Here is a 17,067-nt window from a genome sequence, read left to right as displayed (position 1 = left end):
CCCTAAAAAAAGGAGGATTCTGCTAATATAACCTTATTGAAATTTCGGGAAATTAGTAGTGTTAATTTTTTGATTATACGAATAGTAACTAGTTGCTATTATTTAATGCAATCTAAAAGGAATCATTTTCTTCTTATAAGCAAATGACCTTATAGCGGCTAATGATTTGAGAGATGATCAGAGATTAAAACTCGCAATATTAAAGCCGAACCATGCAAAATCAAGACCGAAACAACACAAACAAAGACCTACTTAAAACCAATGGAGGAAAAACAAAGTCTATCGCCATAGAAATCCCTTCCATTTCATTACCAAAAGGAGGAGGTGCTATAAGTGGTATAGATGAAAAATTCTCAGTAAATGCCATAAATGGTACAGCTTCATTTTCAGTGCCACTGCCACTTTCACCTTCAAGAGGCGTATCTCCATCATTAAACCTATCATATAACTCTGGAGCAGGCAATGGTATTTTTGGATTAGGTTGGAGCTTAGATCTGCCATCCATTAAACGAAAGACAGACAAGGGACTTCCTCAATATCTAGACGCTATAGATTCGGATACCTTCCTGTTTTCAGGAACCGAGGATCTCATTCCCGAATTCCGAAAATTAAATGATGGAAGCTTCAAGACGGACGATGAAGGTGCCTATATCATTAAGGAAAAAAATTCATCAGACAAATTATTTGTTATCCGTAACTACATCCCACGTATTGAGGGGAATTACGACCGAATCGAACGCTGGACAGAGAAATCGACTGGACGAATAAAATGGAAAGTTACTACTGGCGAAAATGTAACTACTTTATTTGGATGGACTGATAATTCGATTATCTCAAATCCAGAAGACCCAACAAAAATATTTGAGTGGCTCCCAGAATTTGTATTTGACGATACTGGGAATTGTTCACAATATATATATAAGAAAGAGGATAAAACTGGCTTCGACCATGGTTTGCTTCACAATAGAAACAGGTACAAGGAAAACGAGATCACCTTTACCAACACCTATTTGGAGAAAGTTCTTTATGGAAATAAAACACCATATTACTTTCCTAATGATGCATGCCCTGCTAAAAGTGATTATCTGTTCTCCATCATCCTTGACTATGGTACTTTAGGTCCTGATGAATCCCCAGAAACCTTGAAGAACTGGGATTATAGATGGGATGCCTTTTCAAATTACAAGGCAGGATTTGAAATACGGACCACCCGACTTTGTAAAAGAGTATTGTTATTCCATCACTTTAAAAACGAAAACGAATACGAAGGCTTGGTTAAAAGCCTTGATTTTGTATACAATACCGATACAGATTCCCCATTTGCATTTTTGGAAAAGATATGTTCTAAGGGATATATAAAAAAAGCAGATGGAACTTACTCAAGCAAAGAACTTCCACCACTGCAATTTGAATATCAGCAACCCAATTGGCATGATGAGATAAAGACCATTTCGGACGATACGATGATCCATACGCCTACAGATTCTGAATACAGAAAATATCAGTTCGTAGACCTGTACAGCGAAGGACTGTCTGGTATATTGACCGAACAAGCAAACAGTTGGTACTACAAACGCAACTTAGGCGGTGGGAATTTTGAGCAAGCCAAAATGATATCCCCAATGCCTTCCTTGGCGGGAATGGGCTCATCCATGCAACTTGTTGACCTCAATGGAGATGGTAGAAAACAATTTGCCTCCTTTGACAGTCATACTCCTGGATATTTCGAACTCGATGAAGAAAGTGAATGGCAGGGTATGCGTTCCTTTACCTCGATTCCCAATATAGATTTTGGAAATGAAAACACACGATTATTGGATCTGGATGGAGATGGAAAACCCGAAATTGTCATTTCTGAAGATCATGTACTCACCTGGTATCCATCTGAAGGCAGAAATGGATTTTCGGCTGCTCGAAAAACAGCTAAACCTTTTGATGAAGAAGAAGGTCCGCACGTGGTTTTCGCAGATGCCAGACAAACCATTCACTTCTCTGATATGACTGGAGATGGAATGACAGATATTGTCCGCATACGGAACGGTGAAGTCTGTTATTGGCCCAATCTAGGTTACGGAAAATTCGGATCGAAAGTAACCCTGGATAATGCCCCTACCTTTGATAATCCAGATTGTTTCAATCCTTCCTTTTTACGATTGGCAGATATTGATGGCTCTGGCACATCAGATATCGTTTACCTAGGTAAAAACCAGCTTACTTGTTGGAAAAACATGAGTGGAAACAGTCTTTGTGCAGCACCTTTTAAAATTGAATCCCTTCCCGAAGTTCATGACCAATCCAATATCTCCGTAATCGATCTCTTAGGTGATGGGGTGGCGTGCATCGTTTGGTCCAATTCTTTATCCAAAGAAGCAAACGCACCGTTAAAATACATAGACTTAATGCAGGGCAAAAAACCCTATATCCTCACTAAATATGTAAATAATATGGGGAAAGAAGTATCCATGGAATATACACCATCAACCAAGTTTTATCTCGATGACAAACTAGCGGGGCAACCCTGGGTAACTAAACTGCATTTCCCTATACAGTGTGTCTCCAAGACATTGATCAAAGATAAAATATCTGGACATCAATTTGTAAGTGAATATAAATACCACCATGGATATTACGACCATGCAGAAAGAGAATTCAGAGGTTTTGGAATGATAGAACAACTAGATACCGAAAGTTTTGAGCATTGGGTACGGGGCGATGCCTCAAATATTGTAGAAGAGCCACTTCACCAAGAACCTGTAGTTACCAAAACATGGAATCATACAGGAGCATTTCTACAACGAGATAAGATACTGAGTCAGTATGCAAAAGACCATTGGTATGAAGCCCTCGAAAGAGAAGGCTTTACTACAACACATCATGAAGCTCCTCTTCCCGATGCGAGATTAGTCGCCACCTCTGGGATTGATCCTGAAATACTCAACCTTCTTTCCAAGCAGGAATTACAAGAAGCACAAAGAGCCTGTAAAGGAATTCGTTTACGCTCAGAAGTTTTCACTAAGGACATCAATAAATCCATAAACTCTGTAAAGTTTCGCAGACAAGAACTTACCCCTTTTTCGGTGACAGCACAGAATTACATCATAGAGCTATTGCAACCCAAAGGCCACAACAAACATGCGGTTTTTACAGTCAAGGAAAGTGAAGAAATCATCTACACCTACGAACGTAATCCTGAAGATCCCAGAATCACACACACACTAAATATTAAAACAGATACATATGGCAATGTTCTGGAATCTGCCAAGATTGTTTATCCGCGAAAAAAGGCGGAAATCACACTTCCTTATAAAACTCAGCTACAGCAGGAAAAAACAGTGCTTACATATACCGAAAATATATTTACAAACGATGCGATTGGAGATGAAGCGTATAGATTGCGACTGCCTTCCGAAGAAAAAACATTCGAGCTACAAGGAGTTTCGAAAACCAATACCTATTACACGATCAATGATTTCATAGATATACTTACCAATGAAAGATCACGTGTTATTCCGTATCATGAAATGAACAATCCTCACACCTCCGATAAGGCGGGAAGAAGGCTAATAGAACATACCCGTTCTATCTATTACTGCAACGACCTTGCTGGTCCTTTACCACTACATGAACTGGAATCTTTGGCACTTTCGTTCGAAAACTATCAACTAGCTTATACTCCAGCATTACTGACAGACATTTTCGACGACAAGGCCAACAATGCATTAATGAGTGAAGGCAAATTTACAAATAGCGAAGGCGATGATAACTGGTGGGTGCGGTCTGGCATAACACAATTCAAACTGGCATCAGAAAACCAGACTGATGCCAAGAATCGATTCTATGCCCCTATTTCATATACAGATCCTTACGGTGCGACAACCCAAGTCGCGTACTATGGTGATTATTTTTTGTTTATCCAAAGTACTACAAACGCCCTTGGGAATACGTCCAGTGCCAGCAATTTTAACTTCCGAACACTTACACCTCAACAGGTAAGAGATCATAATGGAAACCTATCAGAAGTTATTAGTGATGAACTAGGTTTTGTAAAAGCCATGGCCTTCATGGGCAAAGGAGACGAAGCCGACGAATTAACTGGGCTTACGGAAACAACGGATACTGCCGAGTTAAATTCAACCAATAGTTTCTTTGAAGCTTCAAATTCTGAAAAACTAACCCTAATAGGAAAGAAATTGCTGAACTGCGCTTCTTCACGGTTTGTCTACAATCTTGATGCCTATTCCTTTTCTGGCAGCCCAATTGTTACAACAACAATCAAACGCGAACAGCATTTTAAACAGCAATCCGATTCTCCAATTCAAATTAGTTTCGAATATACCAATGGTATGGGTGAAGTTATAATGAAAAAAACACAGGCCGAACCAGGTAAGGCCAAACAGGTACTTGTGAATCCAGACAACACTATAACCGTAACCGAAGTAGATACTTCAATGCTAGAACCCAAGCAACTTCGCTGGATTGGGAATGGACGGATTATTAAGAACAATAAGGGTAGTGAGGTAAAGCAATATGAACCATATTTCTCTGTTACCCATCACTATGAAGATTTTAAAGAATTAGTAGAAACTGGAGTAACACCCATATTTTACTACGATGGGCTCGATCGATTGGAGAAAGCTGAAATGCCAGATGGTACATTCATGAAAGTCGAGTTTAATTCTTGGAAGCAAACCGTTTTCGATACAGCGGATACTATACTCGAATCTCCATGGTATCACGATCGAACCAACCGCCTTATTGATGCTAAACTCTTGAAAGAAGGCAAGAACCCTATTAGGGAAAAACAAGCCGCAGACAGCGCCGCTATACATGCCAATACTCCAAATAGCATGTGTTTTGATACACTTGGCAGGCCTATCTTGTCTATTGACCACTATAGGAACAGCATCAATGGCATGGAGGAACAACACTATACAGAAATCGAGCTTGATGTTGAAGGCAACCTAAGAGCTGTCACCGATGCTCGCGGTAACTCCGTAATACAATATAAATATGATATGCTTGGTAATTTGGTATACCAAAAATGTGCGGATGCTGGTCAGCGATGGTTACTTTCTAATATCCTGGATAATCCGCTTCGTACCTGGGACGAAAGGGATCATGAAATCCAGTATTTCTACGATATTATGAGCCGTCCAACCTACAGTAAAGTGATAAATACTGTAGGGAACTCTGGTGATAGCCTACTAAACAATATTTTTAATCGCATTATATATGGTGAAAACCTGTTAACAGAAGATCGCAGTAATGAAACCGAATTACAGGCCAGAAATGTACTTGGTAAGGTTGTTCAGCATTACGATACAGCTGGATTATTGGACACTCCAGAATATGATTTCAAGGGCCAACCCCGCTTCACTACCCGAAAACTATTTTCAAAATATAAAGAAACAGTAGACTGGACACAAGCCAATCTGGGCAAAAACCTAGAGCCTACAAACGGATTTACAACAGTTACAAAAACCGATGCCATAGGCAGAACGACTCAACAAACGGCTCCCGATGGCAGCACCACAATTTCTTCCTATAATCGGTCTGGTCTTTTAAATGGTCAAAGTGTACTACAGCTAGGATCAGAGATAGCTTCCCCTCACATTCTTTCCATTGATTATAATGAAAAAGGGCAGAGAAACAAGATCATTTATGGCAATAATGTTAGTACCAGGTTCTACTACGATCGGGAAACATTCAGATTAAAAAGACTAGAAAGTAAACGCCTTAATGGAGACCCATTACAAGACTGGTACTATACATACGATCCCATTGGAAACATTACTCATATAGAGGATAAAAATGTTCCAGTAAATTTTTTCAACAACCAAAAAGTTACAGGTATTTCTACCTATATCTACGATTCACTGTACCGATTGATAGAGGCCACAGGTCGGGAAAATGATGCAGCGCTTTCTTTTAACAGCTGCGATAATTGGAACGACAAGCCATTCATGCATGCTTTAAGCCCTGGAGATCCTATGGCAGTGAGAAACTACACCCGACGCTATCAATACGATCCTGTTGGAAACATCGTGGAAATGAAACATAGGGCTGAAGGCGGAAATTGGACAAGGGCCTATACATACGAAACAGTCAATAATCGATTAAAAAGCACTCAGATCGGAGATAATAGCAATCCAGCTACTTATACCAAATACACCCATCATGAAAAGCATGGTTTCCTCACAGCATTACCGCATCTTGAGACCATAAAATGGAACTTCAAGGAAGAAGTTATGCTTACTAGTCGCCAACGCTGTACTCATGATAATATTCCTGTCATCACATATTATCAGTACGATGGTAACGGTAAGCGTATTCGCAAAATAACCGAAAATCAAACTGCTGAAGGTGGTATACCTTCAAAAAAAGAAGAACGGATCTACTTGGGAGCATACGAACTGTATAAAAAGTACAGTAACCCTCACAGAGGACTAGAACGAACGAGCCTTAATCTCTCCGACCAAGGACATCGATTCGCAACCATAGAAACTCGGAATAATGTGGACGACGGAACAGAAAGACGACTCACCCGCTATCAACTGCACAATCACCTTGGTTCCTGCTCTATGGAGTTAGATGGAACTCTTAAAGCCAACATCATTTCATACGAAGAATACCATCCCTATGGAACTACGGCCTATCAGGCTAAAAACACAGCCATACGATCAGCAGCTAAGCGTTACCGCTATACTGGTATGGAACGGGATGAAGAAACTGGGTTAGAATATCACAGTGCGAGATATTACATCCCTTGGTTAGGAAGGTGGTTGTCTTGCGATCCTCTGCTCTCCGAACCTCAAAATTCGGATAAGGATTCAAATACAGATAATAAGAATAAAAAAAATAAAAATTCTCAAAATACACTAAGCGATGGTGTTGACACATCCAATAGCTACACATCTACAGATATATGCTATGGAAACGACTGTGATCCATCTGCAGCTATGAAGCAACTACATGAACATCAAAGAAGCCACTCAAAACAGCAGCCACAAGAAGTCACAGAAAGTCGGGACGGAATGTCCAATTTAAAAAATCTAAATCTGTATGCCTACGGAGCTTCGAATCCTATCATTTATACAGATCCATCAGGTAATGTACCCATTATACAAGCCTGGTGGGACGGATACAGTAATGCCTCGGATGCAGGCAAGGTGGGATACGGATTCCTGTTTATTCTCGCCTGGTTAGCCCATGTCATAGTCAATCTCGTCGTTCTGGTACTGGCTGTCACTATACTTAATCCAGGAGGGCTCTTTGGTGCTTGGGATTTCACCTGGGGAGCACCACAGAGTATCCTGGGCTTAGGGGCTGGAATTGTTTTAACGCTACTCGGTGCAGATGTCAGGCCAAGATGGGGACTGGGAGCGATTGTTGAGATGCCCGCCTATATGGGAAATCCAGGAGGTATGTCCCTTGGCCCAGTTGTATTGGGTGGTCACGGGTTCTCAGATTACCCGCACGAATTCGGGCATACCTGGCAGAGCCGTTTACTAGGCCCTCTTTATCTGCTCATCATAGGTATTCCCAGTCTCATTAGTGCCATTGTAGACCCAGGAAATCATAGTAATTTTTATACAGAAAAATGGGCAGATGCCTGGGCAACATAAATAGGAAATAAACTCACCTCAAAATTTAGAATCATGATAACAAAAAATCAAATCACCAATACTGTTCGAGGCATCGTAACCGATATAAAAGGTAAGCCTTTAGCTAATCTAAAAGTAGCAATCTACGATATCGATATGCGTAAATGGGAACTTCTTTCGGAAGTTCAAACCGACAGAGCTGGTAAATACGAACTTAAATGGACACACGGTCAGCTTAGCGGGAGAGGCAAAAAAACAGCCGATATCGCCGTTAAGGTACTTACACCCAAGAAAAACATAGAGCTCTATAAGTCATCCATAGATGAGGTGAGATTCAACGCCTCCCGAAGCGAAGAGATCAATATTACACTCAAAGAGCCTGTCAAACCAGATCAGGTAGAATTTGACTGGCTGATACAGGAGATAACCTTTCTCGCAGATAAGGTAGCCATCACTGATCTCACAGAGAATGAAGAGAATCGTGATGTTACGTTTCTAGCAAAAGAACTCAACGTGGCTCCCGAAAAAATAGAACATGTGATCGTAGCGCATAGACTCTCCAAAATTTCTAAAATTGAGCCCGATTTCTTTTACGGGTTACTACAAAAGGATACATTGCTCAATAACAAGCTGGCAACTCATTTTAGTGCCCGACTTTCCATAGGTATTGCCACAGAAGCCCAACCTCTTCTATACGACGCAGCACTTACAGAGTCTAAGAACATACGAGCCGACATACGTAGGGCCAATAAGGATATGCTAGTCTCTACTAAGGTCGTAAAAAACCTAAAACAAAGCTTAGAAGTTCTATACAAACATAAAGATGAAGCAGAAGCTTACTACCAAAATAAGCACCCAAAGAAGATTATTGAACTACTAGCTTCAGTCTTCAAAAAAGACAAGCTACAAGAAGTAGAAAAACTCTTTATTGAGAACAAGAACGATCTGAACAGTTTTTTTGATAAGGTACAAGGTACGTTCAAATCGAAAGAAAAAGAAAAACAAGGCAAAACCCAACTTTTACTGAATAAATTAATGGGAATGGGTAATGACATTGTTCCTCGTATAGCAAAGGAAAGGAAGATTAAAACTCCCAAAGATGTTCGTAGGTTAGCAAAATTAAACAAAGCCGATTGGGTAAATGAACTCAGCAAGGGACATTCAAAAAAAGCCACCAAGAAATCTATTAGTACCTATGCATCAACACTAGTTCGAAAATTCGAAAAGGAATATCCTACAACGGCCTTTACTGCCCAGCTGGAACGAGAAAAAGAACCCGTAATTAAGGAACAAGATAAGATTCTTCGATTCCTCAATAAACATGAGGAATTTGAATTCACCAAAGACAATATCGATCTCTTTGTAAAACGTAAAAAAATTGCGGTTAAAGAAACTGCTCGCAATGAGCTGAAATCCATTCAACGTATTTTCAAACTAACTCCTAATTACAGCAAGACCCTGGCAATTCGAAAAGAAAAAATACATTCTGCACAAAATATAGTAGCCTTGGGCAAAGCAAAATTCACTAATGAAATTGCCCCTAAGGCAGGACTAACCACCAGTGAAGCTAATGATATATATGTAAGAGCTGAAACGAGACATACGGCAGCCATGTTGATGATAGGTGATCTTTATGACAACATGAGTGTCATGGACATCGCTTCGTTCGAAACCAAATCCTTGTCTAAAAAGCTGGAAGTTGTAAGTACCGATTTCCCAAACCTGAAATCACTTTTCAAGGTTGTGGATACCTGTGAATGTGAACACTGCCGCTCCGTATACAGTCCTGCCGCCTATATGGTTGAAATCTTACAATTCCTTGATAAGAGAACTGTTGTGGCAGGAAATGCAAAAAGCGTATTATTCGACCGTAGACCTGATCTTGGAGAGATTGACCTCAACTGTTCCAATGCCAATACCCCTGTAAAATATATAGATCTGGTATGTGAGCTTCTCGAAGAGGCTATCGCACCCGACCCAGGAATAGATTTCAGTGGAAACCTTTCCTCTGGAGCCGATCCATTAGTTGGTCAGATATCAAATGCACTTCTAGGAACGCTTCAAGCTGAAGGGTTTCCTGTAACTTCCAATGCCATTATTCATGAAACGGAATCTGAACTGCTTCCAGCAACTTCCTTACCACATTACTTGCGTGATGAAGGTCTGGTATGTAAAATAGTAAATGTGGGAGGTAACGATTATAAAGTCTTCCGCCTACGGCAAACCTTTGGTACTGCTGAAGAATTAGACGCTGCACCTGAATATGTAAATCTAAACGCCTATACCGAACTTCTGAACAGTGTGTTTGCTTTTACCTTACCTTTTGACTTAAATCACACCGAGGCCAAAGCCTACCTGAATCGATTTGATATCGCCCGTGCAGATCTTATGAAAGCATTTCAAGCTGCCATGGTTCCAACAAATGAGGTTATTGCCGCAGAGCGATTGGGGCTCTCTGAAGCCGAACGGCTTATCATATCCAGTCCACCAGCTCCTAACAACAATGCTGCACAGCAGGAATACTGGAATGTATCCGCACCTGGCAATGTCGTAGCCCATTTGAAACAAATAGATCACTTTCTGGATAGAACTGAGCTATCCTACAGAGAACTAGGGCTATTGTTAAAACTTGAATTCATTGATCCTAATGACAATCTGCTTATTAGCCATGATGACTTAAGTTGTGATACATCCAAGAAAGAAATTGCCAATCTTGATTTAGATGCACTGGATCGAATACATCGTTTCTTAAGGCTCCAAAAGAAAACAGGCTGGACTTTTGAAGTACTGGACGCCATCATTACTCAGACCAATCTGGGCAATGGAACACTGGACGATGCCTGCCTTATAAAGGCAGCTCAATTAAAAGAGATGTCTGAGAAAACCGGTATTAAGCTAGAGGAACTCATAGGTTGCTTCGGTGAAATTCTACATACTGTATATGGTGAGGACTACGACACCCCTCTTTATCATCAAATCTTTTTGAACAAAGCCAGGAATGGTGTTATTGATGAAGTCTTATTACCCGAAAATGTAGATGGCTCACAGCAGATAACCGCCCATATAGAAAGTATTGCGACCTGCCTTCAGTTAAAACAAAAAGACCTGGAGTCTGTACTCCCCTTATTGTCTAATGACAACTTAACCTTTTCCAATCTTAGTCACCTTCTATTGGCTACCCGATTGATGAAAAAGTTGAAGTACAAAGCAGAAGACTTTGCTATTTTAGTTGATCTTAGTGGTATTAACATCGAATCTTCTCCAGAAAACGCACTGAGCTTCATCGAAACGGCCAATACATTTAGCTTTTCTGCTCTTGACGCTGCAGATGTTAAATACGTACTTGAACACGATGCTGTTAACCTAGTCGACCGATTCATTGATGATGATAAGATTGAAGAGATTCTTACCAGTCTAAAAAATGAATACGGAGTAATCCACACAGACCTTGCATCTAAATACGATGACAACTTAACAGCAGAAGAACAGTCCGAAATACTTATGAACGTATTATCTGCATTAGAGAATGTAAGTGAGGACGATGTAAAAACAATACTCAAGTTTCTCGATAAGGACTGGGTTTCGGCAGCAGCAGCTAAAACCTTTATTGACGATACACTTAACGAAGATATAAACCGCACTCAAATTGATGCAGCCATAGATGCCCTTGATGCCATTGCTGCGGGAATGGATATCAGTGCAGAACAAAAAGACTTGGTGAAAGCACTGCTGGATGCTATTGCCGATTATCAAATCTTAACTGCGAAACGGACAGCTCTGGAAGAGACATTGGCAACATCGTTTAAAACAGAACAGGATTTAATAAACACCGTATTATCCCATGCCATTCTCAAGCAAACGGCCCCAGGAACGGAACTTGTAGCCAATCTGCTTCTGGACAATTTTAATAATGCAATTAGTTCTGTAAACTATCCCGCACAATTCGACTGCTTACGTCTATTACACAAATCCCTTTATGTGATCAATGCCCTTGCATTAAGCAACGATAATGTTGCATGGTATTTCACCAACAACGCGAATATGGGATGGTTCGAGTTAGATGGCATTCCATTTGATCCAGCTCATGCCACCATTGCCTTCTCAACATACCTGAACTTTATCAGGGTTATTTCATATAGCAATGAGTTCCGACCTGTTGTCGATCCTTCGGATGCAGAAAACCCCATTACCTTTTTCAGTGTACTGGACATGTTGCTTCCTGCTTCGGTATCCACAAAGGATGATCTTATGAAGTCACTGGCGCTTCTCACTTCTTATGAAAAAGATGACCTGGACGCCATAGACACTCATTTGTTCGCTGCATTTAATACAGCCAATTATCGAGATATGATAACCTGGAAGCGTATACTTGAATGTGCCGAATACATCCGTAAACTCAGCGCATCAGTGGCTCAAATAGTCAATTACATACAACCAACTCTTTCCGCTACAGATGTGCTCAATTTGCGCACAACGCTAAAATCCCGCTACGACGAAAGCACTTGGTTGAACACCCTTAAGGAAATCATGAATGCAGTTCGCGGTCCAAAACGAAATGCACTAGTAGCTTACCTTTTAGCAACCAATTCAGAAATTAAGGATGAGAACGATCTTTACGAATATTTACTTATTGATGTCGAAATGGAGGCTTGTATGCCATCTTCACGAATCGTTCTGGCACACAACAGTATACAATTGTTTGTACAGCGCTGCTTGATGGGGCTGGAACCAGATGCCATTGCCGATGTGGATAATGATCCGAACTGGAACCAATGGCAATGGATGAAGAATTATCGCGTTTGGGAAGCCAATCGCAAAGTGTTCCTATACCCAGAAAACTGGTATGACGTTACCTTATCCGACAATAAATCTTATCTGTTAACCGAGTTTATTGACGAATTACAACAAAATGAACTCACTAATGATACAGCAGAGGATGCCTTAAAAAAGTATCTCGAAAAACTCGATGGTATCGCCTTCTTGGAAGTCATGGCCTCCTGGTACGATACCAAGACCAAGCACATGCACGTGTTTGCTCGAACCAAAGGCGGAGATCCAGCACAATATTACTACCGAAGATTTGAAAAAGAACGCTATTGGACACCCTGGGAAAAAGTAGATTTGGATATTTCAGGCGACATCCTGTTAGCCTTTATGAGGAACGACCGATTAACTTTGGCCTGGCCTATAACTAGCGAAGAGGCAGACCCTAACCCACAGTCTACCATACCTGAAAGTACAGCAAACGCTGTTGTAGACAACGACAAACCTAAGCGAAAACTGAAGATTCAATTGGCCATTAGCGAGTATAGTAATAATAATTGGAAACCTAAAAAACTGTCCAAAGATTATATATTGACTCCAGACTCGTACACATTTGAGGAAATCTATTTCGATATGACGAAGTATAACATGATCTACTCTCAGCCAACCGATCAAATTATGATTTTTAGCAGCAATTGGGACAGCGTAGATCATCATACATTAAACGGAATCTTCAATATAACTGGATGTAAAGGGTATCCCGAACTCGTATTTCAGGGTGGTATTGGATTCCCTGATTTCCTACCAGACTTTAAAGATGCAGAGCTATTATCACAGCGATACAATGAAATTATAGACATATTGCCCGATGAACTAGCAGTACGAAGCGGCGTATCTATGTTCTTCTTCTATAATTTATTGAATAAAACACCTGGTAAATTCAGAATAACGTATCCGCACCAATTTACGGTCATTGATCTGATATCACTTCTTTTCCAATACTTCATTTCCTTGCTATGGGGTAACCATACGAGCGTAAAAGATCGTAATAGACTCAAGATTCCATTAGGAACATTGCTGCCTTATTTTGATGAAGATAGTGAACATGCCTATGTTGTAATTCCTGGCTTTTATAAAAAAGTACAAAACGGAATAGGTACTGCAAACACCCATACCCTCACCGATGAAGAAAAGCGTACCGCATCAGATGTGTTCCAGCTCTTGGAGGATATCATGAACTGGATAAAGAAAATAACGCATGAGTTCAATACCAATCCACCAGCTGATGCACAAGCTGCTGTGGATATGATCATTACCGATCCAGATTTCCAAGATATTCTCAAAGAGATATCGAAATATGAGGCTTTGGATTTCATGTTCAACTTCCTAATTGGTAAAACTGGTAATGATGACTTTGACGCCATGCTAACGAATCTTAGGGATTCTGAAGGATTGGTATACGGCGAGCAATTTAAGAACTTGTATCATCCATTAGTTTGCGCATTACGTACCATCCTTAATAAAGATGGTGTCCCCGCGTTGATGAAGCGTGAAACCCAGATTAAGCAAAGTGCTTTCAGTTTTGAGAATAACTACCTGCCCAATAAGCAAATAGTACCAGAGATCATGATGAAGAATGCAGACGGCACGATAACTCCGTCTTATCCTATTGAAGATATCGATTTCACCAGTGACGGAAGTTACAGTGCATATAACTGGGATTTATTCTATAGATTGCCATTGCACATCGCTGGGAGCCTTACACAAAACCAGCGCTTTGAAGAAGCCCTAACATGGTTTCATTACATATTCAACCCAACAGGCGCTTTACCAGGCAATGGGGTTCAGAAATATTGGGTCACCAAACCTTTCTATTTCAATCAGGATGCCGATTACCTGGCTCAGCGGATCGATAATTTGATGTATGCAGTTTCCGATACGACCAACCCAAACATCAATGAACTCGAATTTGCCATCGACGAGTGGCGAGAAAAACCTTTTCGTCCAGATGCCATTGCACGCTTTAGACCCGTAGCCTACCAAAAAGCCGTCCTTATGAAGTACATCGACAACCTTGTTGAATGGGGCGATTACCTATTCAGGCAAGACACTATGGAATCTGTAGCGCAAGCGACCCAAATGTATATTTTGGCCGATAAGTTATTGGGGCCAAAACCCAGAATCGTGCCAGCTCTGGTAAAACCACCTTATGAGACCTATAATCAGATTGAAGCCAAACTGGATAGTTTTGGCAATGCCCTTATCGAATTAGAGAATATTTTGCCCGACCTTCTGTCATTAAGTGAAGGAGACCATGATTTACCAGCGCCTCCAGTCACTTTATCAATGCTTTATTTCTGTATTCCTAACAATGAAAAAATGAACGAATATTGGGATCGCGTGGCAGACAGGCTATTCAAAATCCGTCATTGCCAGAATATTGATGGCGTCGAGCGTACACTAGCACTCTTCGCCCCTCCTATTGACCCTGGAATGCTCGTAAAAGCCTTTGCTTCTGGATTGGATATTTCGTCTATAATGGCGGGACTCAATGCGCCTACACCCTACTATCGTTTTACCATCATCTCACGTAAAGCACAAGAATTGGCTGTTGAAGTTCGCGGATTAGGTCTTGCCTTATTGCAAGCCCTGGAGAAAAAGGACGGAGAGGCCATGACATTGCTACGCAATGAACTGGAGATAAAAGTGCTCAACTCAGTTCTGGAAACAAAGGAAATACATATTAAGGAAGCCGAAGAGCAGATTGAGGTATTAAAACGTGCCAAAGCGACTGCCGAAGAAAGAAACAGTTACTATGCTGCAATCGAGAAGATCATTTCCAAGGAGCAGTTACATTTGGATAAGCTTAGCGAATCTCACGATTACCAGATGGCTTCTCAGATTATTCAGGCCTCTGCTGCGGTGATGGCTTTAATTCCAGATTTCGCCATAGGCGCCTCTGGATTTGGGGGCAGTCCTCATGCTGCAGGAAAATGGGGTGGTTCCTTTCTGGCGCATTCCGCAACTGCAGCTTCCAGTGTATTAGGAGTGCTTTCTACTGCTGCATCCTATGAAGCCAATAGAGCTTCCATATTGGGAGGATACGACAGACGTTACAGTGATTGGAAATTACAGGAGCGTTTGGCTCAAAAAGAAATCGAACAGATAGAGCAACAGATCGTGGTTGCGAAGATTCGTAAACAAATTGCCGAAGCCGATTATAAGAATCATGAATTGCAGATCGAAAACTCCGAGAAGGCCAGAGCATTCATGCAAGACAAGTTCACAAATAAAGAATTGTACGATTGGATGGTAGGACAAATTAGTTCTGTATATTTCAAATCGTACCAATTGGCTCATGATTATGCGAAGAAAGCCGAACGTTGCTATCGTTTTGAATTGGGTAATGATGATTCGTTTATTTCTTTTGGTTACTGGGACAGTATGAAAAAAGGCTTGCGTTCTGCAGACAATCTCATCTATGATATTAAACGGATGCAAACAGGTTATTTGGACAAAAACAGGCGAGAATATGAAATTACTAAGCATGTATCTATAGCACAACTTGATCCATTAGCCCTGATACGATTGCGAACCACAGGTATTTGTGATTTCGAAATTCCCGAAGCCCTCTATGACATGGATCACTCCGGACATTATTTTAGAAGGCTTAAAACGGTAAGCATTAGTATTCCTTGTGTTGCAGGTCCTCATACTTCAATAAGTGCCAAGTTGTCTCTGGTAAATAACAGGTATAGAAAAAACACCAATCCAGATAACGCAGCAGCTACAGGGTATGTAGAAGACCCTGGTAATGACGAACGATTTATTTACAACGTTGGAGCCATTCAATCCATCGCCACCAGCGACGCTCAAAAAGACAGTGGTGTCTTTGAATTAGATTTCAGAGATGAGCGTTATTTACCTTTCGAGAACACGGGTGCCATTAGTAGCTGGAGATTAGAATTACCTACTGAGATACGTCAATTCGATTACAACTCGATCAGCGATGTTGTGGTCCATGTGAAGTATACAGCCCGTGAAGGAGGCTCTGGTTTGAAAACACTTGCCAACAATGCTCTTAAAGGTTTATTGGCTGCTATGGAGCAGGATTTAGGTCAGAACGGCTTGCATGTTGCACTAAACATGGTTCATGATCTGCCTAATGAATGGCTGCTTCTAAAAACAAACGGAACGGTTAACCTGACGATTGATAAGAACCGATTGCCTTATATGGTGCAATCTGTCAATACTGCGGCCATTGAAAGTGTTATGTTTATAGCCAAGGTAAATGGCAATCCAGCAAACTTTACGGTTAACGTGGATGCGGTTGCTACGAATCTATCAAGGGTTGACGATTTGGAAATGTGCACTGGAATAAATTCAGATATCGATTTAGATACCCAATTTACATTATCTGTCTCTGATGCCGATCAGGCTAATCTTGAAGAACTCATGATAATAGTAAAATATAATTTTTAAACGTTAAAAGGAGGTTTAATGATTTCTTTATAGAACACTAGTTTCGTAAAAAGTATCTTCTATACTTTAATACATCTGGTTTTGAAAATCATGAGTTTTAGCGAACTCATGGTTTTTTTTGAGGTGGGAGTTTACTGTTATATTGTCAAATAATATAAAATCTTAATATGAATATTTACCTAGTTACAGCCAGTTTATAACTGTGATGATCACGATT

Annotated in this window: 2 protein-coding genes; both read left to right on the top strand. The window is 40.6% G+C overall.

Features of this window, described 5'->3' with window-relative positions:
* Window positions 1–212 precede the first annotated feature (212 nt).
* Window positions 213–7,625 (top strand): SpvB/TcaC N-terminal domain-containing protein, encoded by a 7,413-nt coding sequence (locus HHX25_RS14880; RefSeq protein WP_169675134.1) that lies wholly within the window; start codon window positions 213–215, stop codon window positions 7,623–7,625.
* Between the two features lie 33 nt (window positions 7,626–7,658).
* Window positions 7,659–16,850 (top strand): Tc toxin subunit A-related protein, encoded by a 9,192-nt coding sequence (locus HHX25_RS14875; protein WP_169675132.1) that lies wholly within the window; start codon window positions 7,659–7,661, stop codon window positions 16,848–16,850.
* Window positions 16,851–17,067 lie beyond the last annotated feature (217 nt).

This window comes from Flavivirga algicola (genome assembly GCF_012910715.1).
GTDB classification, from domain to species: Bacteria; Bacteroidota; Bacteroidia; order Flavobacteriales; family Flavobacteriaceae; genus Flavivirga; species Flavivirga algicola.
This window is presented reverse-complemented; position numbering and strand designations above follow the sequence as displayed.